The sequence below is a fragment of the Pseudovibrio sp. Ad13 genome (assembly GCF_001623225.1).
Taxonomy (GTDB): domain Bacteria; phylum Pseudomonadota; class Alphaproteobacteria; order Rhizobiales; family Stappiaceae; genus Pseudovibrio.
Genome location: NZ_LMCC01000015.1, coordinates 390,700 through 417,360, shown reverse-complemented (window position 1 = coordinate 417,360; position 26,661 = coordinate 390,700). Strand labels below are relative to the sequence as shown.

Below are 26,661 nucleotides of genomic sequence, written 5' to 3'. Positions count from 1 at the left end.
CGCTCACCTCACGTTTCCAGAAAGACGCCAGCGCCTTTCTCCCAATAGACATAGACGGTGTCCTCCCATGTGATTGGGCGGTCGGCGAGATGTTCTCTGTTGGAGACCTGTGCTTTCAAAATGGAGCCATTTGAGGCTTTGACGTGATAAGTTGAGATGTTGCCAGTGTAGCCGATGTCCCAGACTTCGCCCTTAATGCAGTTGTCAGCGTTTGCTGGCTTGTCTTTAGAGATGCGGAGTTTTTCAGGGCGAACTGCGAGCCAGGCGGTCGTTCCTGCTTGAGGACGGAGCTTGGTTGAGATTGCCAAAGGTGTTTCACCTTCAGCCCACGCCAAGCTTGCAGTTTCGCCAGTGGTGACATCTATCTGGCCTTCAATGATGTTAACATCGCCAAGGAAGTCAGCAGAATAGCGGGAGTTTGGATACTCGTAGATTTCAGCGGGTGTCGCGACCTGAACGATTTTGCCGTGGTCCATCACGGCGATGCGGCTCGCGACTGTCATAGCCTCTTCTTGATCATGAGTGACGATGACAAAGGTGAGGCCGAGCTGCTCCTGAATGTTCATCAATTCAAACTGGGTTTGCTCGCGCAACTTCCTGTCTAACGCACCGAGCGGTTCGTCAAGGAGCAGGAGTTTAGGCTTCTTGGCGAGGGAACGAGCAAGAGCAACGCGCTGCTTTTGACCACCCGAAAGCTGGTGTGGTTTGCGTTTGGCAAAAGGTTCCAACTGAACCAGCGACAGCATTTCTTCAACACGTCTCCGGATCTCGGCCTTTGCGGTCTTTTCCTGTTTGAGGCCGAAGCCGATGTTCTGTTCCACTGTCATATGCGGGAAGAGGGCGTAGGACTGGAACATCATGTTGACGGGCCGCTTGTGTGGTGGTGCTTTCTGCAGGTTGCTCTGTCCAAGCATGATGTTGCCAGCGGTGGGATATTCAAAGCCTGCCAGCATGCGCATCATAGTTGTCTTACCGCAGCCGGACGGGCCGAGAAGGGCGAAGAACTCGCGCTCATAGATGTTGAGCGTTAAGTCCTCAATGGCAGTGAAGTCGCCAAATTTCTTCGTGACGTTTTCAAAGCGCACCAAAGGTTCCTGAGTTGGATCCTCCCAAGGTGCGAATTTGCAGACTGGCTGAGTGTTTACCAGAGTTTCCATCGTGGCCCGCTCCACCCTCTGTTGTTGTCCTGCTTCCAAAGAAACATGGAAGGCGCGCGGACAACTTGAGTTGCCCGCTGCTGCCGATGATTACTGGCCCGACTTCACTGCGGTCCAGGCACGGGTCACAATCCGCTGAATTTTTGGTGGGTAAGGTGTTGTGACGTAAAGTTTTTCCATGGTTGCTTCATCAGGATACACGGCGGAATCTTCCAGAACCCCCTGATCCAGATGCTCGTGAGAGGCTTTGTTGCCGTTGGCGTAGACTACGTAGTTGGAAGCTTTTGCGATGACATCCGGGCGCATGATGTAATCGAGGAACATATGTGCTTCTTTGGAGTTAGCTGCATCTGTCGGGATTGCCATCTGATCAAACCACATCAACGCACCTTCCTTTGGAATGATGTAGTTGATGGTGACGCCGTTGTCGGCTTCTGCTGCTCTGTCGCGGGCCTGAAAGACGTCACCAGACCAACCGATAGCTACGCAGATATCGCCGTTTGCGAGGGCGTTGATGTATTCAGAACTGTGAAACTTCTGGACGTATGGACGGATGGTTTTGAGGAGTGCAGCAGCTTTTTCAATATCAGCCTTGTTGTGACTGTCAGGGTTTAGCCCGAGATGGTTGAGCGCTGCGGGGATGAGCTCTGTTGGGGCGTCCAGCATATGAATGCCGCAATCCTGAAACTTGGCGAGTATTTCTGGGTTGAAGATGATTTCCCAACTGTCGACCGGTTTGCCGTCCAAACGTTTAGCAGCAGCCTCTACATTGTAGCCGATGCCAGTGGTGCCCCACATGTAGTTGATGGAATACGCATTGCCCGGATCATAGATGGAGGTTCTTTCGGAGACGAGCGACCACATGTTCTTCAGGTTTGGGAGGGCGTCTTTATCCAGCTTTTGGAAGACGCCAGCTTGAATTTGCCGGGAGAGGAAGCTGCCTGTTGGAACAACAACATCGTACCCTGTGGTGCCTGCGAGCAGCTTGGTTTCCAAAACCTCGTTTGAATCGAAAACGTCGTAATTGACCTTGATACCGGTTTCAGCTTCGAAATCTTTCAGAACGCTTTCGTCGATGTAATCAGACCAATTGTAAACGTTGATGGTGCCTTCTGCGTGCGCTGCGCTGGCTGCACATGCAACCATTATTGCGGTCGCCATTGTGCCCGTCAGTCTGGACTTGAAGTTTGAACTCATTTCATCTTCCCCCCTCAAATTTTTGCACAGCGTTGGTGCTGGCGTGTCTGGATCCGGCCGTCTCCGTTGTTCTTAATTGTGTGCCTGTTTTGAAAGATGACCACAGAATTCTCAGCTAGGCAATAGTTTGTGATCAAATTATCTTTGCAGCTGGTTCGGGTGCTTCTATAGTTCCTTCATGAGTAAGATGACTTTACAAAGCGCTGTTGTTTCTGATGTGGGGATCCCTGTTCATGAGCAAGTTTACCGCCAATTGAGAGAACGGATCCTGTTTGGTGGCTTTCTGCCGGGCAAGGCTGTGACCCTGCGTGGGCTGGCTGAGGAACTGGGTGTGAGTGCGATGCCTGTTCGTGAGGCTGTGCGACGTCTCATTGCAGAAAACGCGTTGGAATTACACGGCAATAGGCGTGTTTCTATCCCAGATGTTTGCGAAGATATAATCGATGAAATCTGGTCAGCTCGGCGGTTGTTGGAAGTTGAGCTGGCATCCAAAGCTCTGGTGAATTTGAAAGAAGAAGATATTCAGGTTCTCCAAGGCATTGATGATCAGATTGATGTCGCGCTGGAAACTGGCGATGTGGAAGGGTACATGCGCGGAAATTACGAGTTTCATTTTTATCTTTACTCAAAAAGCCGATCTGAAATTCTTATCAAACTTGTCAAAAATCTATGGGTTCAGTTTGGTCCATTTATGCGCCTGGTCTATGGGCGGTCTGGTACCGCGAATCTGGAAGACCAGCATAAACAGGCATTGGAAGCACTGAAAATACATGATCAGACTGCTTTAAAGGTTGCCTTGGAAGAGGATATTGCACAGGGCATGGGGTTTATCAGAGAGTCTCTCAGTCTTGCTGAGAAGGTTTGATGATCTGCTGTTTCTTTGGCCGAGTTCATAGAGCTGCAGGCATTGATGGGTTAGGTTGGAGACATAGGCAGGTAGCGTCTTTATTGAAGTAAAGATTGACTCTCCTACATTTGTGATCACAAAATAATGGGGAGTTTGCTTCTATTGCCCGGTTTGCAGGGCGAGCCTCTTTTCGGAAGGACTGACCCCATGGACTATATCGCTAATCTTCCGCCCACTCATGTTCTACAAGAAAAGGATGCTGCCCACCATCTGCATCCGTTTACAGATACCAAGTCCCTCAACGCCAAGGGGACGCGTGTGATTACGCGGGCTGATGGTGTTTATCTTTGGGATTCTGAGGGCAATAAGATCCTGGATGGAATGGCGGGGCTTTGGTGCGTGAATGTGGGGTATGGCCGCAAAGAAATTATCGAGGCGGTTCACCGGCAAATGCAACAACTGCCTTATTACAATACGTTTTTCCAGAGTTCTCATCCGCCTGCGATTGCCCTTGCCGAAAGGATCTCTAATCTAGCGCCGGATCATCTGGACCATGTATTTTTTGCGGGCTCAGGCTCTGAAGCCAATGACACCGTTGTTCGTATGGTGCGCCATTACTGGGCCAGTGAAGGCAAACCGACCAAGAAGACGATCATCTCCCGTCATAATGCTTATCACGGTTCTACCATGGCCGGTGCGAGCTTGGGCGGTATGAGTGCTATGCACGCACAAGGTGGGCTGCCTATTCCTGACATCACTCACATCAACCAGCCTTACTGGTATGGTGAAGGTGGTGATATGGACCCTGCCGAGTTTGGCCTGATGCGCGCGCGTGAGCTTGAGGCTGAGATTGATCGTCTTGGCGAAGACAATGTGGCAGCCTTCATCGGGGAGCCGATTCAGGGGGCAGGCGGTGTTGTTATTCCGCCGGAGACCTATTGGCCAGAGATTCAGCGTATCTGCCGTGAACGCAACATCCTGCTGATTGCTGATGAGGTGATTTGTGGATTTGGGCGTACTGGGAACTGGTTTGGCTCACAGACTTTCAACTTCAAGCCAGATCTGATGCCGATTGCTAAGGGGCTTTCCTCTGGTTATCTGCCGATTGGTGCGGTTGTGGTGAGTGAGAAGGTTGCCAAGGGCTTTATTGAGCATGGCGGCGAGTTCTATCACGGCTTTACTTATTCTGCGCATCCTGCAGCTTGCGCAGCAGCACTTGCGAACCTTGATATCATTGAAAATGAGCGACTACCTGAAAAGGTCGCGAATGATACAGGGCCTTATCTGGCTGAAAAGTGGAAAGCTCTTGGCGAGCATCCACTGGTCGGCGAGGCGCGTATTTGTGGCCTGGTTGGTGCTTTGGAACTTTCACCGGATAAGGCGCGTCGTGCTCGGTTTGAAGCTGAAAAAGGCACTGTTGGGACGATCTGCCGAGATCATTGCTTTGAGAGTGGCTTGGTGATGCGCCACGTTGGCGATAGCATGATCATCTCGCCGCCACTTGTGATTTCGCGCAGTGAGGTGGATGAGTTGATTGAGAAAGCGCATCGTGCGTTGGATCTGACGGCTGCTGATGTTACTGCCCAAGGCATCAAATAGGTTTTGAGGAGGCTCAGGCTCGATTGAGTTTGCATCGCATATTTCAAGAGGATGCATATGGAGAGCAACCGGTTGCCGAGAATTTCTGGCATCGTTCGCTCTCTCCTCAGGCGCTTGGTGCGCCGCTTTCCGATGAACAGTCCTGTGAAGTTGCTGTTGTTGGAGGTGGATACACAGGGCTGTCTGCAGCGTTGAAACTTGCGCAGCAGGGTGTCGATGTTGCGGTGCTGGATGCTCAACATATTGGATGGGGTGCTTCTGGTCGCAATGGTGGTTTCTGCTGTCTGGGCGGGACGATTACAGATGATGCTGACTTGATTGATCGCTATGGGGAAGCGGATGCACGGCGGTACTTTTATGCAGAGCGTGCAGCCATTGATTTGGTTGCAGAGCTGTTGGAGCAGAACTCGATTGATGCTGATGTTGTTTCCAAAGGAGAAACGGTTCTTGCTCACAAAGCTCGGCGCGTTGATCAACTGAAAGATACAGCTGCGGACGTACAAAAGCGCTATGGGATCAGCTGCACCTTTCATGACAAAGATGAACTTGCAGAGCTTGGGATGATGGCCTCAGGGCTTTCTTCTGGGCTGACGATTCCAATCGGGTTTGCGCTGCATCCTTACAAATATGCGCGAGGTCTTGCTGAGACTGTGAAGGCGCAAGGAGGCCGGTTTTATGAACAGACCTCTGTGCTCGGCATTACTCCTGCTGCAGATGGGCAGTATGTCCTGAAAGCAAGAACTGGCCAGTTGCGTGCGCAAAAAGTACTTTTGGCGACCAATGGCTATTCCTCTGAAAATATGCCGGAGTGGATGGCTGGAAAATATCTTCCGGTACAATCTAACATTTTGATGTCGCGCGTTCTTTCTGATGAGGAATTGAAGCGTCAGGGGTGGTTCTCTAATCAGATGGCCTATGACACCCGGACTTTGCTGCATTACTTCCGTCTGCTCCCGGACAATCGGATGCTTTTTGGTATGCGGGGAAGCGTGAGTGCTACACCACATGCGCGAAAGCGTATGCGCACAGCTACACGGCGTGACCTTGAGCGGATGTTTCCTGAATGGGTGAATGTTGAAACGCCAGATTTCTGGTCTGGTCTTGCTTGTTTGACCCATAAACTTGTGCCATTTGCAGGTGCGGTTCCCGATACGCAGGGGCTTTACGCTGCTTTTGGTTATCATGGGAACGGCATTGCTATGGCCACTTATGCCGGGCAGCTGGTGGCAGCTGAGATGCTTGGTGCGGCAACAAAAATGCCTTACCCAAGTTTTATGAAGCAGGCGCCGATAGAGTTTCCTTTCAGGACTATGCGCCGCCACCTGCTTGCTCTCAGCTACACCTGGTTTGAGTTGAAGGACAGATTACTCTGAGGTTTCCTGCATCTCACTCTGCAGTTGGCTAGCGACCATGGAGTAAAGCCTGCCGCTTTGCTTGATGGTGCGTTTCTGGGTTTCAAAATCAACGTGGATCAGGCCAAAGCGCGGGAGATACCCTTCTGCCCATTCGAAGTTGTCCATGAGTGTCCAGCAGAAATACCCTTTTAACGGTATTCCATCTTCAATCGCTCTGGCTGCCTGCTGTAGATGGGACAGAACGTAGGTGCTGCGGTCCCAATCCTGAATGCTTCCATCTGTTTCCAGAGTATCGGAGAAGGCGACTCCGTTTTCGGTTATGAAGAGCTGTTTAGGAGCATAATTGGTGTTTACATACTGCAGAATGTCATAGAGGCACTCGGGATGAACTTCCCAGCCCATCTGGGTGTATTGGCCTTCTGGTAGGTGGCGCTTGAAGTTGACTGGTGTGAACTCGGTGCCATCCTTGATGATAGATCTGCGGTAGATGTTGATGCCGAGGTAATCCAGAGGCTGAGCAATCTCCTGAAGGTCTGTCTCCTCAATGTGAGGAAGGACAGTCTTGTATGTCTCAAGCATGTCATCTGGATATTGACCTTTAAAGATGGCATCCAGATACCAGCGGTTCTGACAGCCTTCAAAGCGTTGAGCTGCATCAATATCTGCAATGGCGTCGCTGGCTGGGGTGACGGGATTCAAATCCAGAACAATGCCGATTTGAGCGTCAGGTACGTTCTTGCGGATGATTGGAACGGCTCTGCCATGAGCCAGGAGGGCGTGGTGACTTGCTGTCAGTGCTGCTTTTGCGCCGCCGCCGAGGCCAGGTGCGTCCTCCTTCAATCCATAGCCCCACCACGTGAAGGTGAAGAGCTCGTTGAATGTGGCCCAGTGCTTGATTTTAGAGCCAAGTCGCTTCGTGGTGATATCGACGTAATTGATATAGTCGTCCACCAGCCCTCTACGTAGCCAGCCGTTGCCTTCTTCTTGCAGGGCAAGTGGTAAGTCCCAATGGTACAGCGTCGCGTAGGGGGTGATGCCTGCTTTCAGCAGTAAGTCGGTCAGGTGCTCGTAGAAGGCCAATCCCTCTTCATTGATCGGACCACGGCCATTGGGGAGGATGCGCGACCAGCAGATGGAGAAGCGGTAGGCCGTGAGACCAAGCTCTTTCATTAAGGCAACGTCTTCTTCCAGCCGATGGTAATGATCACAGGCTATGTCACCGTTGGTATCGTCTGCAATATTGCCGGGAATGTGAGTGAAGTGATCCCATACAGTAGGGCCGCGACCGCCTTCGTTGACGGCACCTTCAATTTGGTAAGACGCGGTGGCGGCTCCCAGAACCATGTCTTTTGGAAACTTGATTGAGTTTGCCAGCTGTTGGAGATGCTGCAGTTTACTAGTGTGATTTGCGCTCATAACGTCTCTCAATTGATTTGATTATGCTGGCAGCGCCCAGAGTGAGGACGACATAAAGAATTGCAGCGGAGTTGAATGGAGCAAAGGGCAGGAAGCTGCTCGCCTGAAACTCTCTCATACGCTGTGTAACGTCGCGAACGGAGAGGATCGACAGCAGAGAGGTGTCCTTCAACATGGCGATGAACTCGTTGCCCAGTGGTGGGATTACAATGGACAAGGCCTGTGGGAGCACGACAAAGCGGGCGACTTTCCAACGGCTTAGGCCCAAACTCCGTGCGGCTTCAATCTGTCCTTTGGGGACGGCTAAAATGCCGGCCCGGAAAATTTCGGCCATGTAGGCGGAATAGCCAATGGAGATGGCGACGATGCCGCGGGTCATGTTGGACAGATTGATCATGCCGTCTGATGCACTTTTAAGGGCTCCGCTGAGAGGGAGACCTACATAGAGGATGATCACCAACATTGGGATGCCGCGGACGGTGTCTATGAAGAACTCTGCCGCAATGGCGAGTGGGTGTTCGTTGCGATAAAAAGAGCAGCTCACCAGCAGCATGGTGAAGAAGCCAAGCACGCCAAACGTGATGGCGGGATACTTGCTCTCATCCGGCAAGAAGGATGTCTGCCAGAGGAGATTTGCATTTGTTGGAACGGCTTCAGTTGGAATGAAAGCTGCCGATACACGTTCGTTCTTTTCAACGGTGACCAGCGCATGGCTTGGGTCCTTCACACTGCGGATGTCGATACTGGTGTGATCTGCGCCATCATATTCGCCAAAGCGGATTTGGTCGGTGATTGACTGCGGGGTGCCTTTGATGATGGCGACGCGGCCTTCCACGGTTCCGATCAGGCTGTAGGACTGCTGCGGTTGCAGGGCGAAGACAGCGCAGAGACCGAAGAAGATGAGAGCGGCAACGGCGTAGAAGAGGTTGGTATGCTTCTTCTTTTCCAGGCTTTGCAGACCTGCCCAGATGAGGCCTAAGACCATTGAGGCAAAGTAAGCAAAGAATGCTGCGCGGAGGGTGACCATCAAACCGGCAGCGAACCCTGCGTGGGCGACAAAGAGAATGCAAAAAGCACCGAGCAAGTTGGTCAGGAGCAGCAGGGGCAGCGTGTATCTGCTTATGGAAACAAACGCTTGCTTTGATTTACTGAGGTAATGAAACAGTAGGATGCCAAGTGAAGCAATCAGGTAAATGAAGGCGGCTTTGGAGAAAATGCCAAGCACTAAGTTTTGAGCTTCTGGTGTGAGCTGGCGTGGTCTGACTGCTTTTTGGATGAGGTCAGATGTGTAGGGATCAACACTGTTGGCGATGACAGAGTCAACAAAGACTGACAGGTCTATGGTGTTGGTTGCGATTAGCGCCAGAAGGGCAAAATAGATAATGAATGCAGAGTTTTGGCCAAGTTTGTTGGCTTTGCTTGGCTCGGTGCCTTTCAGCAGGGAGTAGGCATGCCAAAAACCTGAGGTGAAGATGACCAGTAGGCACAGGAAGCCTGCAAACAATGTACTTGCGTTTTCTCCGATGCCGACGATTGCGAAGATCGAGCGCTTGTAGTTGTTGGTTGAGACAAACAGGTAGATTATGAAGGGCATGGCAGCAATGAGGATGACATTGCTGGGCCGCAGTGTTCTTAAAACATTCACGGGATTCCTCCACTCACATCAATGACTTGATGCGTTCCGTGGATCGCTTCGAAATATTGGGAGAGCGGGCTGCTCACATTGAACAGTCCCGCCTGGAGGTTTAGGCATGGTGCCTAAAAGAGATTAGTTCTCAACACCCCAGTATTTGGCGGTGAGGGCATCCCATGTGCCGTCTGCTTTGATTTGCTCAAGGCCTTCGTTGATGGCGTCGACCATTGGTGAGCCTTTTTGGAAGACGATGCCGAGCGGGTCAGATTCCAGTCCTTTGATCGCGGCTGTCAGTTCGCCAGCAAACTCCTGCTCGTAGGCATGGGCGGAGGTGCCGTCGATGATCACGCCGTCTACGTCAGCGTTCTGAAGGGCGAGGATGGCGGCTGCAAATGTGTCGTAAAGGCGTGTGTTCTCACGTGTAACGAGTTTTTCGGCCAGTTGAGCGTTGGTGGTTCCGGTTTGGGCTGCCAGTGTTTTACCACCGCTCTGGAACCCTTCAAGAGATGTGCCTTCGTCTTCTACACGCAGCAGGATAGCCTGGCTGACGACAAGGTAAGGCTCTGAAAAGTCCATGGTTTTCTTGCGCTCATCGGTGATGGACACGCCTGAGACAACGACGTCAAACTCACCTTGGACAAGTGCGGCGAAGATACCGTCCCAGGCGGTTGCTACGAACTCGGCCTTGCAGTTAATTTTCGCGCAGATGGCATCCATGATATCTACATCAAAGCCAACGATTTCACCGGTTCTCTCATCAACGGTTTCCATTGGCGGGTAGGTGGTATCAGAGCCAACTTTGAGAACTTTCCCTTCCAGATCAGCGGCTTGTGCGCCTGCGATCATCATGGTGCCAAAAACAGATGCGGCAATAATTTCACGTAACATATTATGCTCTCCTCATAATTTTGTTTGGCTCAGCCAGAGCGCTGGGCCGTGTGCGTCTGAAGCCTAAGGTTTCAGGCGGTCGTCCTGCCGTTCGATCAGTTGTGGCATGACCATTCTTTGGAGGTCTTGTGCCGGCTCTCCCTCTATGCGGCGAATGATGAACTCGCCGAGAGCCTTGCTGGTTTCTTCAATGGGCAGGAAATATGTCGTGATTGGTGGGGTGAAGTATGCACTGACATTGATGTCGTCGGTGGCGTTCACAATCGCATCCTTGCCGAACTTTATGCCCAGTTCGTAAAAGGCGGAGAGCACGCCGAGTGCGCTGGCTTCGTTGGCGCAAATATAGGCTGTTGGTTTTTTGTCGTGATTATACAGGGCCTTAACGGTCGCTTTGCCGAACTCCGGTGTAAGCGGGCCTGTTGCGATGAATTCAGTTTGGACGTCTATCCCCGCGTCTTGCAGGGCGCGGATGTAGCCGCGTTGGCGTTGTTTGGAGTACATCAGCTCGTCTGGCGGGTTGATGGAGACGATGTTGGTGTGGCCGAGCTGGATGAGGCGGGTGGTGGCTTTTTGAGACATTTCCTGCGAGTTCGCATCCACATAGGAGTAGGGAGTGAAGTGCTCACTCATGCCGTATGTGACGAAGGGAAAGTCCTTTTCCAGCATATAGCTGATGCGGGCGTCATCGGGGCGGGTGCCTGAAATGATGATGCCGTCGGCCAGGCGCTGTTCTACGATAATTCGGATTTCCTGAAAACTGCTGGCAAAATCATCGACCGGATAGATCGCCGCGCGGTACATGGTGCCGCGCAGAGCGCCCATTATGCCATTGAGAATATTGGTGTATTCGACACCTTCCCACTCATGGCTACCAGTGGTAGGAGTGGTCATGACGACGGCGACAGAGTAGGTGCGACCGGTGCGCAGGCGGAGACCGTCGAGGTTGCGGACGTAGCCGATTTCCTCGGCGATCTGGCGAACGCGCTGTTTGGTCTTGTCCTTGACTGAAGAGCAATCCTTCAATGCTCTTGAGACGGTACCAACCGACAGTTCTGCTTTTTGAGCGATGGTTTTGATTGTTGCGCGTGCCACTCTATGAAATCCGACAGATTGGGCTCTTCCAGACTCGGAAAAGCAATAATTAAAACGTTTGTATTTTAGGAATCAAAATTTTTATCTGTCAAGAATGGCTGAAAATATAGACTTTTAAGAGGCGCGCGCGATCATATAGATATGTAGGAAATACGTTTTAATTTTTGCGTTGCAATGTGCGTTGCTATGTAAAATTTGCGCTGAAAGGGTAGGAGGATACGTTCATCGGTATTTCATTGAGGCGCGCATATGTGCTGCGACTGCAAGTGAGGTTGAGGGAAGGTGAAAGCGGGGATAAAAGGAAGAGCTAAGGGGGATAAGGGCCACAGCGTGTGTGACCCTTTTTGTTTGATTTAAGGTGCGCCGCCGACGCGCATAACGGCTGCTGCACCGCACTTGTTGCCATCTTGCAAACAGGTCTCGATGTCTGCTCCGCGGAGCCATGAGCTCAGGAAGCCAGCGTTGAAGGCATCTCCGGCGCCAGTTGTGTCGACAACAGGGACGGGGTCTGCGGCAACGGTGATCTCGCCGTCCTTAGTGATGGCGGTTGCACCTGCCTTGCCTTTTTTCACAACTGTGAGTGTCGGGCAGTTGGCTGGCTCTTTCAGGTAGCCCAGATGCTCAGCTTCCATCTCGTTCGGCAGGAAAAGGTCCACCTGTGCGATGAGGTCCTGAACCTCTCCATTGAGGAGGCAGTTCTGATCCCATGAGCAATCCAGAGAGACCGTCATGCCTGCGGCCTTGGCGATCTCCAGCAGTTCCGGGAGTTCCTGCAGTGTTGCCAGTTCACCGATGTGCAGGTGTCTGGCTTTTGATGTGCTGAACGCCTTCAGCATGTCTCTTGGTACTGCGGTCCCATTGCGCTTTGTCAGGAAGGCGCGGTCTTCCTGACAGCCGATGACGGCTGTTACCTGAGCACCGTTTGCGGTGTTAAAGGGCGACAGGCTCAGGTCAACGCCGCTGCGCTGCATCTTGTCTAAAATCGCCGAGCCGAACGGGCCGCCGGGCATGGATGCCAGAAGGGTCGTTTTGTGGCCCAATGCGGAAAGGTTGGCAGCGGTGATGAAGCCGCCGCCTCCGGGTTCAACTGCCAGTTCTTCGGCGTAGGTTTCTTCGCCTAGTCTTGGCAGTTCGGTGAGCCCAGTAAAGATGAGGTCGCAATAAACCCGTCCCGCACAGACGATTGCCCCATCGGTTTGTTTTGAGATCACCGGATGGCCTCCCCGGTGTGCGCATCAAACAAGTGAATGGCTTCAGGTGCTGCATGCAGGTTGACTGTGTCGCCAACGGCAGGCGGTGTTCTGCCAGAGGCTTTGGCGATGACTTCCTTTTCGCCCACTTTAACGTAGGCGAGGGTGTCTGTGCCGAGTGGTTCGATCACGGACACTTCGCCGGAAAAGAGGCCTTCGCCTTCCTGAACCAGCAGGGCATCCGGGCGCAGACCAACGGCGACCTGCTGATTTTCACTGAGCTTGGTGGTTGGCACCTGAACTGAGGTGCCATTGTCCAGAGCGATCGCTTCTCCCTTCACAATGCCATTCAGCATGTTCATGGAAGGGGCGCCGATGAACTGAGCCACAAAGATGTTTGCTGGCTCGTAGAACACTTCGAACGGTGTGCCGACCTGCTGGATGTGACCGTCTTTCATGATCACGATACGGTCTGCCATTGTCATGGCCTCGACCTGATCGTGGGTCACGAAGATGATGGTGTTGCCAACGCGCTGGTGGAGCTTTTTGATCTCCAGTCGCATCTGAGTGCGCAGCTGCGCGTCCAGATTAGACAGAGGTTCGTCAAACAGGAAGGCAGCTGGATCACGCACCATGGCGCGCCCAATGGCGACGCGCTGGCGCTGACCGCCGGAAAGCTGGTTCGGCTTTCTGTCGAGCAGGTCTGTCAGTTCCAGAATACCGGAGACTTCATCGATGCGCGCGTCTTTCTCGTCCTTGGAGAGCTTGGAAGTGCGCAGTCCAAAGCCGATGTTTTTGCGCACCGTCATATGAGGGTAGATCGCATAGTTCTGGAAGACCATGGCGATGTTGCGCTCTTTGGGCTCCATGTCGTTGACCACATCGCCGCCGATGCGGATGTCGCCTGCGGAAATTTCCTCCAACCCTGCGATCATGCGCAGGGTGGTGGACTTGCCGCAGCCGGACGGGCCAACCAGAACAACGTACTCACCGGACTGGATGTCCAGATTGATGCCATGCAGGACCTGAGTGTCCCCGTAGGACTTAACGAGATTGTTTAGGGATACGGTGGTCAATCGATCACTCCTGCACTAGTTTTGCAAAAGCAGCGCTGCGCACTAAAGTGGCCTGCACGCTTTGATCTGCAAATGATTTGTTTTTGGCTCTCAAGGCTTTGGCAGACTGCTTGTAAGTTTCCAAAGCAGCATCCAATGCACTTGGAGCAGGCCCGCCGGGGCGGGTGCGAATTGCAACGAAGTTTTCGGCACTGACAGCATGCATGAACTGGTCTTCGCTCATGCTGGATATCTTTTGGGCGTGTGCCTCAAAGGCCTTGCCAAATGGGTCAAAGCCGTCACGGAGTGGTCTTTGCTCTGCTATCACTGCTTTGGCTGTGTCTGCTGCAATCTCATGGGCCTGACGGAAGGAAAGACCTTCCTCACGCACCAGCGTATCTGCCAGCTCTGTGATGGTGATGCAGGAGGCGTCCGTGTTCTTTGCGACGCGTGCTTCGTTGATTGAGCTTGCGGCGATGAGTGCTGCAAAAAGATCCAGCACGCGGCTGCCGCTTTCAAAGGCTGCATACCCTGCCTGCTGCACTTCCCCCTCACTGTCGTTCATATCGGTGAACGGGGTGTTGTGCATGGTGCCGACGATTGCATCGCAGCGGCCAACGGTGATGGATGCCAGATGGCGCAGGTGTTCGATTGGCACCGGATTGCGTTTTTGCGGCATGATGGAAGAGATCTGCACCAGGCTGTTTGGCACGTAGAGCTGTCCAACTTCGAATGCGCTCCAGAACTGCATGTCCTGAATGACGCGGCCCAGATGCAGGAACATGAGCTTCATGGCCGAGTAGAGGCCAGTCACGTAATCTACGGAGGCAATACAGCCATAGGAGTTGAGCAGCGGTTCGCTGAAGCCAAGCAGCTGCGCCATACGCTCCCGATTGATCGGAAAGCCAGAAGTGGTGATGGCTGCTGCGCCCATTGGGCAGTGGTCAATGCCGGCTCGTGCCAGATTCAGCCGTTCCAGATCACGCAGTAGCACTTCCAGTGCGGCGGACAGGTAATGGCCAAAGGTGGATGGCTGTGCCGGTTGCCCGTGGGTGTAGGCAACAATCAGCGTTTCCTTTTCGATCTCGGCTTTCTTGATGAGCACATCACACAGATGCAGAGCCTGCTGGGTGAGGGCATCACAGCGTTTTGCCAGCGCCAGCTTGAAGACGGTGTGGTCCATGTCATTGCGCGAGCGGGCTGTGTGCAGCATGCCAGCGATGTCTGGGCCGAGCCGCTTTTTTAGCTCAGCTTCAACGAGGAAGAAGTAGTCCTCGTATTCGCCCGTGTATTCCGGATCAGCGTCTGCCAGATCCTTCTCGATCTCAAGGAGTGCCTTGGCGATTTGCTTGCCGGTTTCAACTGGCACAATGCCAGTCTCGCACAGCATCACCAGATGGGCTTGATTGATCTGGGTGATCGAGGCGACATGGTGTGCTTTCACGCCTTCAAAAAGCGGTGCAAGCACTGTGTCTTTGTAGACAGGATGGGGGAACTTGGAGCTGTCGATCATCCTTTAAGCCCTGCCATTACTACGCCGCGAATGATGTAGCGCTGGAACACCAGGAATACGATCAGGGTCGGGATGGTTGAAATTGCTGCACCTGTCATGATCAGTTCCCACTCCACCTGCGCTTCTACGGAGAAGGTGGTGAGGCCAACGGGCAGGGTGTACATTTCCTGACTGTTGGTGACGATGAGAGGCCAGATGAAGGCTGTCCAGTTGCCAAGGAAGACGAAGATTGCCAGCGCTGCCAGAGCAGGGCGCACCAGCGGCATGGCCACTGTCCACCAGATCTGTAGTTCGTTGAGGCCATCAATGCGCGCGGCTTCCAGAAAGTCGTCTGGTACAGTTTCAAAGAACTGCTTCATGAGGAAGGTGCCAAAGGCTGTCATAAGACCTGGGAACATGATGCCCCAGTAAGTGTCGAGCCAGCCGAATGCAGAGCTCATCAGGTACCACGGAATAACCAGCATTTCGGTCGGGATCATCAGGGTCGACAGGATGGCGATGAAGATGATGTAACGGCCCGGGAAGGTGTACTTGCACAGGACGTAACCGACGAGGCTGTCAAACAGCACGTTACAGATGGTTGTGATGGTTGCGATGAACAAAGAGTTGGTGAACCAGCCGAAGAAGCGCCCGTCTTCAAGAACGTAGGTGTAGTTCTCGATTGTTGGTTCTTCCGGGATGAGGTTCAGGTTGTAGACTTCAAACGGGTATTTGAAGGACGTGGACAGCATGAAGACGATTGGCATGATCATGGCGATGCCACCTGCAAACAGCAGGAGCCAACGGATGAACTGCGCCTGACTGCGTTTTCTGCGGGCAGAATTGCGCAGGGCCGAGGTCTTTTTGCTTGTGTCCAGAGTATCTGAGAAAGCCATATTACTTATCCCTCATGACGCGCAATTGCAGCAGGCTGACGACAAGCAAAACGGTGAACAGAACAACTGTTTGTGCCGCCGCATACCCCATGTCAAAAGAGTTGAAGGCCGTGTCATAGATCATCAGAACCAACGGCTTGGTGGAGTTGAGCGGGCCGCCGGGATCATTCGTGGTCATGTTGAAGACCTGATCGAAGATGCGCAGGAAGCCAATGGAGGAGAAGACAACCAGAAAGACGATGGTTGGCTTGAGAAGCGGAATGGTGATCTCGGTCAGCGTTTCCCACGCAGAAATGCCATCAATGCGGGCGGCCTCATAATAGGTTTGCGGAATAGCGCGTAGACCGGCCATGAAGATGATGACTTGAAAGCCCAGTCCTGCCCAGATGGCCGGTGCCAGAATGGATGGCAGTGCAAAGGTGGTTGAGTTCAAAAACGGGATCTGCGGGATGCCGAAGGTGGCCAGCGTGTTGTTGAAGACGCCGATTGGAACTGGTTGGTAGAACCAGCGCCAGACCCACGCCATTGCGACCGCGCTGGTCATGAATGGCAGGAAGTACAATGCCCGGATCGTGCCATGCATGAAGCGCAGTTTGTCGAGATGGAACGCGATCACGAAGGCAAGGAGCAGAGAGCTTGGTGTTCCCAAAATCAAATAGAGGAAGGTGTTGCCGAACACTTTCCAGAATGTGGGGTCACTGAACAGCTTTACATAATTGTCGAACCCGGTCCAATTGCGGGAGCCGAGCAGGTTCCATTCCTGAAAAGAGAGCAGAATAGCGTTCGCTGTTGGATAGAAGCGCACGACTACATAAAAAACGATTGGGATGGCAAGTAGCCCCCACGCCCAGACGATCTGCTTTTGCGAGATCGAGAGCCTCTTATAAATCCCCAAAACCGCCCCCTGGTTATAGCCGGAATTGCAGCAGTTCGCTCAGAATATGAGACATGAGACTGCTTTAACTATTTGTTTTAAGGTGTTTTATGGCTCTGCTTAAAGAACCTTTGCCCTACATGCTGTCTTGATGGTGTGGGGGCAAGGTGGAGCCCCCACACACATACGTTTTGATAGACTGTCGCGTGATGCTTAGTTGTAGTAGTCGTCGAGGATCTTCTGCTCTTCGTCTGCTGCCTGAGCAAGAGAGTCATCTACAGACTGATCTTGAAGACGCATACGTCCAACCATGTCCATCAGAGCCTGACGCTGACCACTTTCGTTGGCGAAGATTGTTGTCTTCGCATAGCCAAGGCCTTTGATGAATGGGCCGTAGACTTCGTGGTTGGCATTGGCTTCTGTCATCGCTGCAGATGGTTTTGCAGGAAGTTCGCCAACGGTGTCGAGCCAGACTTGCATGGCCTCATCGGAGGTGACGTACTTCATGAACTTGACGGCTGCATCGTACTTCTCATCGGTGGCTTTGGACGTGATGCCGTTCACCCAATAAGACGAGTAGTTGGAATGGGTGCCGTCAGCTGCGGCTGGCAGCTCTGCAACGCCCCACTTGAGGCCGCGGACTTTGTTGAGTGCGCCGATGCGGAAGGAGCCGTCGATGTGCATGCCTGCCCGGCCTGCTTTAAAGGCGGCCTGTGGCTCATCCATGAAGCCTGCTGCGGTTACTTTGTGAGTGAACTCAAGATCGGAGTAGTACTTCAGAGCGGCTTTACCGGCATCTGTGTTGTAGTTCACTTTCTTGTAGTTATCCATGTATGGATCGCCGCCGAACTGGCGGATAAGCACTTCGCGGAACCAGTGGTGGTCTTGTGCGTTCATGCCTGTGGTGATGCCAACGGTGGACAGGTTGCCTGCGCCGTCTTTCTGGGTGAGTTTCTTTGCGGTTTCAACCAGTTCGTCCAGTGTCTTTGGTGGGCCGTCGATGCCAGCTTTGTCGAACAGGTGCTTGTTGTAGAACAGAGCCAGCGAGCGCACTGCGGTTGGCAGGGCCATGTACTGATCGCCGCGCTTCATAGCCTGAACCATTGGGAAGAACTCAGCCTCAATTTCAGCTGGCGGGAAAACATCGTTTGGAAGTGGCTGAATGAGTTGTGCGTTTACGTAGTCGTTCAACCAGCCATAAAACAGCTGCACCACATCCGGGCCCTGACCCGCAGGGATCGCTGCTGCCACTTTCGTGCGGTAATCCGCATACGGGAAGTGGGTCATTTTCACGGTGATGTCCGGGTTTGCCTTCTCGAAGTTTTCGATCAGGGTTTCCATTGCTTTCACACGTGGCTCAAAGAAATACTGCCAGTACTCAATTTCAACGGCTTGTGCGCTGCCTGCTGCATACATTGCGCAAGCCGCGGTGGTTGCCCCCAGCATCCACTTTTTCAACTGCTTCATAAGACCCTCTCCTAAGTCCTAAAGTCGGAACTGCCCTCTATTCCTCGCTCCGGCTTCTTTTGATAAATTGCGAAAAGAAATGTTCTTCTCTTAATATTTCACAATGCTGAATAGATTTAATTCAATTGAGTTGAGTATTCAAGTGTTTTGATTTAATGGATAGATATGCATCGAAAAACACCACTTAAAATCATTGGCTCCAACGCCGAAAGAACTCGACTTCACAATAGGAAAGTCGTTCTCGGGCATTTACGTTCTCATGGGAAACTGGGGCGAGCAGAACTTGCGCGCCTGACAGGTTTGTCCACACAGGCAATGAGCAACATCATAGCTGAATTGGAGAGCGAGGCTCTGATTCTTGCGGGTGAGCGGCAAACAAAAGGGCGTGGTTTGCCTGCGGTGCAATACACTTTAAACCCGGCGGGCGCTGTTGCGTTGGGGGTGGAGGTTCGCCCCAATGCGATCCTTTGTGCGCTGGTGAATTTTCTTGGCGATACGCTTTATACCAAGCGCATACATATCGAGAGTAGTGCGCCCGCAGTGGTTTTGCCAGCCGTTAAAACAGCCTGCGATGAGGCCCTTTCATTCATTGGCAAGAACGCGCCACCTGTTTTAGGCGCGGGAATCGTTATGCCAGGTCCGTTTGGCCGTGTGGGATTGACTGGAGCTGGTAAGGCCGAGTTGGTTGGCTGGGACGATAAAGACCCGCAGGCACTGTTTGAAGATGTGCTGCAGGTGCCGGTGCGCGTGGAAAATGATGCGACGGCGGCGGCTATTGCAGAGCAGACCACTGGCTCGGCTACGGACCTGCAATCCTTCTGTTTTGTTTATTTTGGCACTGGTCTGGGGCTTGGTGTGATCTCCAATGGTGAGATCCTGCGCGGTGCGTTTGGCAACGCTGGGGAGCTGGGGCACGTTGTTGTGGAGCGGGGCGGACGGCTTTGTTCCTGTGGCAATCGCGGGTGCCTTGAAACCTATACCAGCCGTATGGCGGCTAGTGAGTTTTTGCAAAAGCGCGGCAAGTCAGCGGAAAACCAGAAGGACCTTTCTGACCTGCTGGCCGTGAATGATCCTGATCTGGAAGAGTGGATTTGTGAGGCGGCTGACCCATTGGCGCAGGCCATTGGAACGCTTGAGAACTTGTTTGATCCGGAAGCCGTTATTCTTGGTGGTGCTATGCCGCCAGAGTTGCTTGAGCGGTTGATTGCTCAACTGAACCTGATTGATGCGACGGTTTCCGTCCGCGCTGACCGGACCTTGCCGCGTGTAGTGCGTGGAGCGTCTGGTTGGATGACTGCGGCTCTTGGAGCGGCAGCGCTGATTATACACGACACCTATATTCCAAGTATTTCGAAGGTAGCCTGAGGGGACACGATGCCACTTTCAGAACAAGAACGTATTGCCGAGCACAAACAAAGTGTGCGGATGGTGAACCTTTGGCGGGCGCTGCAGCCGCTCAAGTCAACGGTTTCCTTTATGAATACGGGAGCTCATCCGGATGATGAGATTTCTGAGATGCTGGCAGCGATTGGTCTTCGCGATGGCATTGCCTTGTCTTATGCCTGCGCCAACCGTGGTGAGGGCGGGCAAAACGATATCGGGACCGAGGCGACTGAGAACCTTGGTGTATTGCGCACCGCAGAAATGGAAAAAGCCTGTGATGTGCTGAACATGCGCATGTACTGGCTTTCGAGAAATGCTGAGGACAGTGTTTTTGACTTCGGGTTTTCAAAAAGTGGTGTTGAGACACTTGGCAAGTGGGGGCATCAACGCACGCTGAAGCGGTTTGTTGAAATCATCCGCCAAGAGCGGCCAGACATCATTAGTCCAACTTTTCTGAATATTCCCGGCCAGCATGGTCACCACCGCGCTATGACACAGGCTGCGTTTGAGGTGATGAAAGCGGCAGCTGATCCTGAGTTTCCTGATGTTGATCTGCCATGCTGGACCGTCAAGAAGCTCTACCTGCCTGCGTGGTCTGGCGCGGGTGGGGCGTATGATGATGAAGTTCCACCGCCGCCAGCCACGCTTGAATTTGATGGCAATGGTGAGGAGGAAGTGACTGGCTGGAGCTGGGCTCAGATTGGTGAGCAGTCCCGTGCATTCCATAGAACGCAAGGCATGGGGCGCTGGCAGGCTTATGACAAAAGCAATGTCTGGTCGCTGCATCTGGCGGAAAGCACGGTTGGAACAGAAGAGCTGTCTTTATCCGACAATCTTCCGAAAGACCTATCCGAGCTTGGCTCCTTTGCAGGAGCCCCAACACTTTCAGAATTGCTGGACAAGGCGCATGATCATTGTCTGGATGCAATTGAGGCCTTCCCGAACCGTGCGATGATTGGCGCGGCTGCAGCCCAGGCGCTGAAGTTGTTGCGTAAAGCGATGGAGGAGTGCCCTGAAGCAGCCCGTGATGAAGTGCTACACCGTCTGGAGCGCAAGGAATTGCAGCTTGCCAAAGTGCTTGAGCTGGCAGAGGGCATTGTTGCTTCAATGCGGTTGTCTCAAGACCAGCTGAAGCGTGGTGAGAGCGTCGAGGTTGCGTTTGAGTGTAACCGTGAAGCCGTGAGCTTTGAGCTGGATCTGCCGAAGGGCTGGGTGCAGCAAGACGGCTGCGTCCAAGTTGGGTCTGAAGCAGACACCAGTGATCCGTATCCTGCTGTTTATTGTCCAGATGCGGTTCAGGCGCCCTGTGCAAAGCTTCAGTTTACTTCTCATGGTGTGGCGGTTGAAACGCGGCTGCCGTTTGAGGTGGAGCCAATTGTGCTTCCTTCTCATGTGGTCACATTGGATGACACGGGCTTCGTGCTCAACAACACGCTGGAAAAACGGTCCTTGAGCATTCCGGTGGGTGGGAATGCCGAGGGCTTGAGCCTTGATGTGCCAGAAGGATGGACGGCACAGTTTGACGATGGTGTTTTCCAGATTGCTCTGCCAGATGATGTTGCCAAAGGGCTTTATGAGTTGCCGATCTTGCAGGGGGGCGAGCAGGCTTACACCGTTCATGTTGTGTCTTATCCGCATGTGAGCCAGCGTGTTCGGGTTACTCCGGCGACGGTTCGGATCTGTGTGGTTGAGGCGCGTCTTGATGCAAAGCGTGTTGGTTATGTCGGGAGCGGTAATGACCGTGTTGCCAAATGGCTTGGTGACATTGGCGTTGAACTGGTTGATTCGCCTGTTGGTGAGTTGAGTGCCAAGCGGCTGCAAGGGCTGGATTGCCTCGTTGTCGGCATCTTTGCATTCCGTAGCCGACAGGACCTGCATGATGTGATTGAGGATATTCATGCGTGGGTGAAAGCAGGCGGGCGCCTGATTACACTCTATCACCGTCCATGGGATCGCTGGGATGCAGAGAAGCTTCCGCTTCAACCGCTTGAGATTGGATCGCCGAGCTTGCGTTGGCGGGTGACTGATGAGAACGCCGAGGTGCGTTATCTGAACCCGCAGCATGTTTTGCTCAACAAGCCTAACGAGATTGGCAAGAGCGATTGGGCGAACTGGCACAAGGAGCGCGGGCTCTATTTTGCGAAGAGCTGGGATGTTGCCTATGAACCGCTGCTGGAGATGGCGGACCCCGATGAAGCACCTCACCAGGGCATTTTGCTTGCGGGTGACTTTGGACAGGGGCAACACATCCACACCTCGCTTATCCTGCATCACCAGATGGAGAAGCTGGTGCCGGGGGCTTTCCGCCTGATGGCCAATCTTGTCTCGAATGGAGCTGAAGAGGCGAGTGTCTCTCAAAGCGCTGAGGCCTTTGAGGCCAGCTAAAAGAGTTGAAAGAGGCGCCGCGAAAACGGCGCCTCTTTTCTTGCGGGCAGTTGTTAGTCCAGTGTCCGCTTGAACCTCTTCAAGGCCAGCATCAGGAGCAGGCCGACGAACAGGAAGAGGGTGTAAACGCTTGCAGATACCTCGCTCCATTCCGCGCCTTTCAGCAAGATCGCACGTACAACGCGCAGGAAGTGAGTGAGCGGGAAGATCTCGCCCAGCATTTGCGCCCATTCCGGCATGCCCGCGTAGGGGAACATGAAGCCGGAGAGCAGTAGGGATGGCAGGAAGAAGAAGAACGTCATCTGCATGGCCTGCATTTGTGTGCGGGCGACTGTTGAAATGAAGTAACCCAGCAACACCAATGTCAGCACAAAAACCAGTATGGCGCCGATAAGCAACAGCAGCCCGCCTTCAAACGGGATGTTGAAGAGCAGGCGGCCTGCACTCAACACTACGGCGACCTGAACCGCCCCCACGCCCAGATAGGGCAGGACTTTGCCGCACATGATCTCGAAAGGGGACGCGGGCATGGCCAGAAGGTTTTCCATGGTGCCACGTTCTGTTTCTCGCGTCAGTGCGATGCTAGTCATCATCACCAGCGTCAGCTGAAGAATGACGCCCAGCAGGCCGGGGACGATGTTGTACTGGGTGATGCCTTCCGGATTGTAATTGCGATGAATGATGGTACTGGACTTCAAAAGATCCTGCTTCAGGCTTGGATTCTTTTGTTTGATGGATGCAACGGCTTTTTCGATGATTGCCGGGGCAGAGGCGACTGCTGCGCCGGACGCTGCCGGGTCTGTGGCATCTGCTTCAATCAGCGCGTTGGGTATTCCTGCTTCTGCCTGCTTGGCGAAGTTGCTGGGGAATGTCACCACAAACGTGACTTTGCCACGCCGGAGCAGGCTGCGGGCTTCTGATGGTGAGACGTTGACATCGGTGAACTTGAAGTACTGAGAGTTCTCAAGGGCTGTAACGGCGGCACGGGAATATGGGTCATTTGCCATGGCAACCAGAGCCGTAGGGAGACCGCGTGGGTCATTGTTGATCGCGTATCCAAACAGCACAAGCTGAAGCAGGGGGATACCGAGCATCATGGCGAAGGTGATGCGGTCGCGGCGCATCTGGATGAACTCTTTGATGAGCATGGCAAAGAGCCGCTGAAGGGAGAATACTCTGCTCATTGCATATTGTCCGTGCTGTCACTCATGAACTTGATGAAGACATCCTCCAGATTGGTTTCTGATTGTTCTGTCCGGATGTCTTCGTGTTGCTCCAGTGGTTTGAGCGCGCGTTTCAATGCCTGAAGGTCTGTTCCTGTCACGTGCAATGAGTTGCCGAACGGTGCGACCTGCTGCACGCCTTTGTTTTCCTGAAGCTGAGGAATGAAACGCTCAAGGTTGGGGCCGGTGAGTGTGTATGTGTACAGTCCTGCATCTGCGATAACGTCGCTCAAGGAACCATCTGCCAGCAGTTCGCCATATGAGATGTAGGTGATGCGATGACAGCGCTCGGCCTCGTCCATGTAGTGGGTGGAGACAAGAACGGTCATGCCATCAGCTGCAAGGCGGTGGATCTCCTCCCAAAAATCGCGACGGGCCTTTGGGTCTACACCTGCGGTGGGTTCATCCAACAATAGAAGCTTCGGTTTGTGCATGGTGCAGGCCGCGAGAGCGAGGCGCTGTTTCCATCCGCCAGAGAGTTCGCCTGCCAACTGGTTGCGGCGGGAGAGCAGGCCTAGCTTTTCCAGTGTTGCGGTTGTGTGCTGCTTCACTGGTTTGAGGTTGTAAAGCCGTGCAACAAAACTGAGGTTTTCCTCGATGGTCAGATCTTCGTAGAACGAGAACTTCTGCGTCATGTAGCCGACCTGGCTTTTGATCAGCAGACGGTCCTTGATCAGATCGTACCCAAGCACCTGTCCGTTGCCTTCGTCTGGCTTCAGGAGCCCACACATCATCCGGATGCTGGTGGTTTTGCCTGAGCCATTGGGACCAAGGAAGCCGACAATCTCACCCGGTTTGACTTTAAGCGAGACATTGCTGACGACCAGCTTGTCGCCAAAGCGTTTGGTCAGGCCTTTGACTTCAATTGCGTTCATTGCAAGCTGTCCAGATCAACGTCAAAAATCTGACCGGGTCTCAGCGGAGAATGCTTCGTGATTGGCTTTGCCTGCACCTCATAAACCAGCTTCTCGCGTGTTTCTAAAGAGTAGATGACTGGTGGGGTGAATTCCGGGCCTTCTGCAATGTGGGTGATCTGCAGGGCTTGCAGGGTGGCGCAGCCGGAGCATCTGGCGTTGAACCGGGTACCAACTTCCAGCTGGGTGTATTGCTCTTCGGGCACGAAGAAATGAAGCTTGATGGAATTGACGGGCAACAGGCTGGCAACTGGCGCTGTTGGGCCTGCCATTTCACCAGAGTGTAGGAACACGTCTGTGACCTTGGCATCTTCAGGTGCATAGATCTTTCGCTTCTCCAGCAACCACTCGGCCAGATCAACTTTCGCCTTTGCCATCTCATATTGGCTCTCGGCGGCAGCGATCTGATCTTCACGTGCTGGCAGTTTGGCAACGGAGAGCTGGGCTTGCAGCTCTGTTATGCGGGCTTGCGCAACGAGCAGGGCGGTCTCTGCTTCATCAAACTGTGCCTGAGAGATGACTTTACGCCCGAGAAGGCCCTGATATCTGTCGTAGACGTTTTGCGAATGTTTGGCCTGTGCCTGAGCTGAGCGTAGGGTAGCCTTCAGAACATCGATCTCCTCAGGGCGCTTGCCAAGCTTGAGGTCATTGAGTGAGGCGAGTGTCTGTTGCAGTTGAGCCTTGGCTTCAGCCAGCTTCATATTGGCATCGGAGGATTCCAATATGGCAATGAGCTGGCCTTTCTTGACCCGTTCTCCTTCTTCTACCTGTACATCAGTAATTTCGGAGAGCTCCACTGGCGCCAGCTTGAGGTACTCGCCTTCAACATAGCCAGCCGTCAGGTTCTGTTCTGGTGCGCAAAAGGCAAGCCAGCTTGCCACAACAGGAAGGGCGCAGACATTAAGCATGACTCGAGCCTTTCGACAGATCATCCAACAGGGCGTTGATTGAGCGATGGAGGATAGATTTGATCTGTGCCAGCTCATCCGGGCCGACGTCTTGCCAGCCCATGCGCTTGAGCACCAGCGGACGGGCCAGACGGATGTAAAGCAACTGGCCGATCATGGCGAAGATTGCGAGCTTCAGTTCATCAGAGGCGACAGGCTGGCCAGTTGCGCGGCTGAAGAGCACGGTGACACGGTCCATCAGCGGCTCAAAGATCAAGTGGTACAGTGTGTCCACTTCCTCTGGTGAGTGCAACACCTCCTTGAGCATAAAACCAATCACCAGTTCAGCGCGCTTGTTTGTTTGGGTGAAGGTGATCATGCGGTCGATCATCTCCAGAATCTTAGTGCGTGCGTCTTCAGGCGACAGATGCTCGATGTCAGAGAGCTTTCGGTTCAGCACAACAGACATCACATCGCCAATCGACATGGCAATGAAGTTGATGCATGCCCGCTTCAACCCGGCCTTGCCATCGAAGTGATAGGCAATGGAAGCAATGTTGGCCTTCGCTGTTTGCGCGATAGAGCGCGTGGACGTGCCGGCATATCCCTCATGACCGAAGTGGTAGAGCGCAGATTCAATAAGGTCGCGTTTTGTTTTGGCCGATGGGGTGTCAGATGCCAGAATTTCACGCAGTTCATTTGGGGTGGGGGAGTTTGTCATGATGGCACCTATTTTCAATCAATCGTTTGATTGAAAATATACGCCTGTTTCAGAATTTTGTAAAGTGCGCATCCAGAAATTCGTATTGATGGGAAATTGGGGGTGAGATTGGGACTTTTGTAGTTTCTACACAGGGTATTTTCTATTTCCACAGCTACAGTTGCTACTTGCTCTTGAATTTCAGGTGGTTCGTGGTATCTACCCGCTCATGGACACGTGGCCGAGTGGTCGAAGGCGCTCCCCTGCTAAGGGAGTAGGCCCGGAAGGGTCTCGAGGGTTCGAATCCCTCCGTGTCCGCCATCTTCCCTTTTTTGAAAATACGAAAAGATGCGCTTAATCAGTAGGTTAAAGCGTGTTGCGCAAAGTGATTTGACACTGGCGGACTGAGCTACATAACAAATTACATAACACTGCATGTAGGATGGGTAGAATATGGCTCATACGATCAGTCGTGGAATGTACTATTTTGTGAAGCGTGTTCCTAAAAGATATGCGTCTGTCGATCCGCGTTCACGCATCCAGCTCTCCCTTAAAACCGAAAGCCCTGATGTGGTACAAAGGAAGTCTCTCATTATTGAGGAGAGGCTTGTCGCGTACTGGGAGGCTTTGCTCGCAGAAGATCATGAGGGGGCAAAGGCTCACTATGAGGCTGCAGTCAATTTTGCAGAAGTGCAGGGGTATACCTACCTGTCATTGGAGGAGGTTGTTGCGGAGCCTTTAGGTGGTCTGCTCAATCGTATTGAGGTGATCCCGGAGGGTGAGTAATCCAAAACAGTTTCTGTTGTTGCTGATGGATTGTTAGGCGGTGCGGATAAGCCGATCCTGAAGGTGTCCAGGCTCTATGAGGAGTATCTGGAACTCACTCCAGATCTGCTCCTGGGAAAGAGTGACGACCAAATCCGCAAATGGAAGAACCCCAGACAAAAGGCCATCAATAAGCTGATCACCGTTGTAGGTGACAAAAACGTCCATGAGCAGTTTCCTCTCGAA

General features: G+C 53.0%; 23 protein-coding genes and 1 tRNA gene. 7 read left to right on the top strand and 17 right to left on the bottom strand.

Annotated features, from left to right (window positions below; all coding sequences use genetic code 11):
• Positions 1 to 8: 8 nt before the first annotated feature.
• Both PsAD13_RS19130 and PsAD13_RS19125 read right to left on the bottom strand, forming a co-directional pair.
• Positions 9 to 1,157 carry an ABC transporter ATP-binding protein gene (locus PsAD13_RS19130; RefSeq protein ID WP_063319161.1) on the bottom strand — a complete coding sequence of 383 codons (1,149 nt, stop codon included), beginning with the start codon at positions 1,155 to 1,157 and terminating at the stop codon, positions 9 to 11.
• Positions 1,158 to 1,247: 90 nt separating this feature from the next.
• The gene (locus PsAD13_RS19125) at positions 1,248 to 2,318 is read right to left on the bottom strand and encodes a polyamine ABC transporter substrate-binding protein (protein ID WP_208986823.1); all 1,071 of its coding nucleotides are present in this window, start codon (positions 2,316 to 2,318) and stop codon (positions 1,248 to 1,250) included.
• A gap of 223 nt (positions 2,319 to 2,541) precedes the next feature.
• Between PsAD13_RS19125 and PsAD13_RS19120 the strand changes: the two genes are divergently transcribed.
• The 3 genes from PsAD13_RS19120 (at position 2,542) to PsAD13_RS19110 (ending at position 6,173) form a co-directional block, all read left to right on the top strand.
• Positions 2,542 to 3,219: a GntR family transcriptional regulator gene (locus PsAD13_RS19120; protein WP_063319159.1), complete on the top strand. Its 678-nt coding sequence runs from the start codon at positions 2,542 to 2,544 to the stop codon at positions 3,217 to 3,219.
• Between the two features lie 189 nt (positions 3,220 to 3,408).
• Entirely contained in the window at positions 3,409 to 4,800 is a 1,392-nt protein-coding gene (locus PsAD13_RS19115) for an aspartate aminotransferase family protein (protein WP_063289279.1), read from the top strand.
• Between the two features lie 23 nt (positions 4,801 to 4,823).
• Entirely contained in the window at positions 4,824 to 6,173 is a 1,350-nt protein-coding gene (locus PsAD13_RS19110) for an FAD-binding oxidoreductase (protein WP_063319158.1), read from the top strand.
• Here PsAD13_RS19110 and PsAD13_RS19105 read toward each other — a convergent pair.
• From PsAD13_RS19105 to PsAD13_RS19060, 10 genes are all read right to left on the bottom strand, one after another.
• Positions 6,165 to 7,571, bottom strand: coding sequence for a GH1 family beta-glucosidase (locus tag PsAD13_RS19105; RefSeq protein ID WP_063319157.1), 1,407 nt, complete (start codon positions 7,569 to 7,571; stop codon positions 6,165 to 6,167). The genes PsAD13_RS19110 and PsAD13_RS19105 overlap by 9 nt on opposite strands.
• On the bottom strand, positions 7,552 to 9,216 hold the full coding sequence (locus PsAD13_RS19100; protein WP_063319156.1) for an amino acid ABC transporter permease: 1,665 nt from the start codon (positions 9,214 to 9,216) through the stop codon (positions 7,552 to 7,554). Before PsAD13_RS19100 ends, PsAD13_RS19105 begins: the two co-directional genes overlap by 20 nt.
• A gap of 123 nt (positions 9,217 to 9,339) precedes the next feature.
• Positions 9,340 to 10,092 carry a basic amino acid ABC transporter substrate-binding protein gene (locus PsAD13_RS19095; protein ID WP_063319155.1) on the bottom strand — a complete coding sequence of 251 codons (753 nt, stop codon included), beginning with the start codon at positions 10,090 to 10,092 and terminating at the stop codon, positions 9,340 to 9,342.
• 63 nt (positions 10,093 to 10,155) lie between these two features.
• Positions 10,156 to 11,184: a LacI family transcriptional regulator gene (locus PsAD13_RS19090; protein WP_063290660.1), complete on the bottom strand. Its 1,029-nt coding sequence runs from the start codon at positions 11,182 to 11,184 to the stop codon at positions 10,156 to 10,158.
• A gap of 353 nt (positions 11,185 to 11,537) precedes the next feature.
• Positions 11,538 to 12,395, bottom strand: a complete 858-nt coding sequence (locus PsAD13_RS19085) for a sugar kinase (protein WP_063319154.1) — start codon at positions 12,393 to 12,395, stop codon at positions 11,538 to 11,540.
• Positions 12,392 to 13,450, bottom strand: coding sequence for a sn-glycerol-3-phosphate ABC transporter ATP-binding protein UgpC (ugpC, locus tag PsAD13_RS19080; RefSeq protein ID WP_063319153.1), 1,059 nt, complete (start codon positions 13,448 to 13,450; stop codon positions 12,392 to 12,394). The genes PsAD13_RS19085 and ugpC overlap by 4 nt, the downstream gene beginning before the upstream one ends.
• Before the next feature lie 4 nt (positions 13,451 to 13,454).
• A complete protein-coding gene (gene argH / locus PsAD13_RS19075; protein ID WP_063319152.1) occupies positions 13,455 to 14,942 on the bottom strand; it encodes an argininosuccinate lyase in 1,488 nt (495 codons plus the stop codon).
• Positions 14,939 to 15,817, bottom strand: coding sequence for a carbohydrate ABC transporter permease (locus PsAD13_RS19070; protein ID WP_063290664.1), 879 nt, complete (start codon positions 15,815 to 15,817; stop codon positions 14,939 to 14,941). The genes argH and PsAD13_RS19070 overlap by 4 nt, the downstream gene beginning before the upstream one ends.
• A gap of 1 nt (position 15,818) precedes the next feature.
• Positions 15,819 to 16,712: a sugar ABC transporter permease gene (locus tag PsAD13_RS19065; RefSeq protein ID WP_063289273.1), complete on the bottom strand. Its 894-nt coding sequence runs from the start codon at positions 16,710 to 16,712 to the stop codon at positions 15,819 to 15,821.
• A gap of 192 nt (positions 16,713 to 16,904) precedes the next feature.
• A complete protein-coding gene (locus tag PsAD13_RS19060; protein WP_063319151.1) occupies positions 16,905 to 18,158 on the bottom strand; it encodes an extracellular solute-binding protein in 1,254 nt (417 codons plus the stop codon).
• 165 nt (positions 18,159 to 18,323) lie between these two features.
• Here PsAD13_RS19060 and PsAD13_RS19055 point away from each other — a divergent pair, with 165 nt between their 5' ends.
• Together PsAD13_RS19055 and PsAD13_RS19050 are read left to right on the top strand one after the other, a co-directional pair.
• Positions 18,324 to 19,523 (top strand): ROK family transcriptional regulator, encoded by a 1,200-nt coding sequence (locus PsAD13_RS19055; RefSeq protein ID WP_208986803.1) that lies wholly within the window; start codon positions 18,324 to 18,326, stop codon positions 19,521 to 19,523.
• A gap of 9 nt (positions 19,524 to 19,532) precedes the next feature.
• Positions 19,533 to 21,926 carry a PIG-L family deacetylase gene (locus tag PsAD13_RS19050; protein ID WP_063319149.1) on the top strand — a complete coding sequence of 798 codons (2,394 nt, stop codon included), beginning with the start codon at positions 19,533 to 19,535 and terminating at the stop codon, positions 21,924 to 21,926.
• Positions 21,927 to 21,979: 53 nt separating this feature from the next.
• Here the strand turns inward: PsAD13_RS19050 and PsAD13_RS19045 are convergent, their stop codons facing one another.
• From PsAD13_RS19045 to PsAD13_RS19030, 4 genes are read right to left on the bottom strand one after another with little or no spacing between them, the layout of a single operon-like run.
• Positions 21,980 to 23,110, bottom strand: coding sequence for an ABC transporter permease (locus PsAD13_RS19045; RefSeq protein ID WP_063319148.1), 1,131 nt, complete (start codon positions 23,108 to 23,110; stop codon positions 21,980 to 21,982).
• A complete protein-coding gene (locus PsAD13_RS19040) occupies positions 23,107 to 24,024 on the bottom strand; it encodes an ABC transporter ATP-binding protein (RefSeq protein WP_063319147.1) in 918 nt (305 codons plus the stop codon). Before PsAD13_RS19040 ends, PsAD13_RS19045 begins: the two co-directional genes overlap by 4 nt.
• A complete protein-coding gene (locus PsAD13_RS19035; RefSeq protein WP_063307750.1) occupies positions 24,021 to 24,971 on the bottom strand; it encodes an HlyD family efflux transporter periplasmic adaptor subunit in 951 nt (316 codons plus the stop codon). Before PsAD13_RS19035 ends, PsAD13_RS19040 begins: the two co-directional genes overlap by 4 nt.
• Positions 24,964 to 25,671 carry a CerR family C-terminal domain-containing protein gene (locus tag PsAD13_RS19030; protein WP_063305209.1) on the bottom strand — a complete coding sequence of 236 codons (708 nt, stop codon included), beginning with the start codon at positions 25,669 to 25,671 and terminating at the stop codon, positions 24,964 to 24,966. The genes PsAD13_RS19035 and PsAD13_RS19030 overlap by 8 nt, the downstream gene beginning before the upstream one ends.
• A gap of 210 nt (positions 25,672 to 25,881) precedes the next feature.
• Between PsAD13_RS19030 and PsAD13_RS19025 the strand changes: the two genes are divergently transcribed.
• Positions 25,882 to 25,971, top strand: a tRNA-Ser gene (locus PsAD13_RS19025).
• 132 nt (positions 25,972 to 26,103) lie between these two features.
• Positions 26,104 to 26,436 carry a DUF6538 domain-containing protein gene (locus tag PsAD13_RS19020; RefSeq protein ID WP_153040938.1) on the top strand — a complete coding sequence of 111 codons (333 nt, stop codon included), beginning with the start codon at positions 26,104 to 26,106 and terminating at the stop codon, positions 26,434 to 26,436.
• A 33-nt stretch (positions 26,437 to 26,469) separates the two neighbouring features.
• On the opposite strand, the gene PsAD13_RS27865 is transcribed toward PsAD13_RS19020, so the two are convergent.
• Positions 26,470 to 26,643 carry a hypothetical protein gene (locus PsAD13_RS27865; protein WP_193777073.1) on the bottom strand — a complete coding sequence of 58 codons (174 nt, stop codon included), beginning with the start codon at positions 26,641 to 26,643 and terminating at the stop codon, positions 26,470 to 26,472.
• Positions 26,644 to 26,661: the final 18 nt, after the last annotated feature.

Coding starts and splice junctions, on each gene's coding strand:
- PsAD13_RS19060 (WP_063319151.1), bottom strand. CDS start 18,158: ATGAAGCAGTTGAAAAAGTGGATGCTGGGGGCAACCACCGCGGCTTGC.
- PsAD13_RS19070 (WP_063290664.1), bottom strand. CDS start 15,817: ATGGCTTTCTCAGATACTCTGGACACAAGCAAAAAGACCTCGGCCCTG.
- argH (WP_063319152.1), bottom strand. CDS start 14,942: ATGATCGACAGCTCCAAGTTCCCCCATCCTGTCTACAAAGACACAGTG.
- PsAD13_RS19045 (WP_063319148.1), bottom strand. CDS start 23,110: ATGAGCAGAGTATTCTCCCTTCAGCGGCTCTTTGCCATGCTCATCAAA.
- PsAD13_RS19105 (WP_063319157.1), bottom strand. CDS start 7,571: ATGAGCGCAAATCACACTAGTAAACTGCAGCATCTCCAACAGCTGGCA.
- PsAD13_RS19030 (WP_063305209.1), bottom strand. CDS start 25,671: ATGACAAACTCCCCCACCCCAAATGAACTGCGTGAAATTCTGGCATCT.
- PsAD13_RS19130 (WP_063319161.1), bottom strand. CDS start 1,157: ATGGAAACTCTGGTAAACACTCAGCCAGTCTGCAAATTCGCACCTTGG.
- PsAD13_RS19040 (WP_063319147.1), bottom strand. CDS start 24,024: ATGAACGCAATTGAAGTCAAAGGCCTGACCAAACGCTTTGGCGACAAG.
- PsAD13_RS19120 (WP_063319159.1), top strand. CDS start 2,542: ATGACTTTACAAAGCGCTGTTGTTTCTGATGTGGGGATCCCTGTTCAT.
- PsAD13_RS27865 (WP_193777073.1), bottom strand. CDS start 26,643: ATGGACGTTTTTGTCACCTACAACGGTGATCAGCTTATTGATGGCCTT.
- PsAD13_RS19095 (WP_063319155.1), bottom strand. CDS start 10,092: ATGTTACGTGAAATTATTGCCGCATCTGTTTTTGGCACCATGATGATC.
- PsAD13_RS19115 (WP_063289279.1), top strand. CDS start 3,409: ATGGACTATATCGCTAATCTTCCGCCCACTCATGTTCTACAAGAAAAG.
- PsAD13_RS19020 (WP_153040938.1), top strand. CDS start 26,104: ATGGCTCATACGATCAGTCGTGGAATGTACTATTTTGTGAAGCGTGTT.
- PsAD13_RS19035 (WP_063307750.1), bottom strand. CDS start 24,971: ATGCTTAATGTCTGCGCCCTTCCTGTTGTGGCAAGCTGGCTTGCCTTT.
- PsAD13_RS19050 (WP_063319149.1), top strand. CDS start 19,533: ATGCCACTTTCAGAACAAGAACGTATTGCCGAGCACAAACAAAGTGTG.
- PsAD13_RS19125 (WP_208986823.1), bottom strand. CDS start 2,318: ATGGCGACCGCAATAATGGTTGCATGTGCAGCCAGCGCAGCGCACGCA.
- PsAD13_RS19055 (WP_208986803.1), top strand. CDS start 18,324: ATGCATCGAAAAACACCACTTAAAATCATTGGCTCCAACGCCGAAAGA.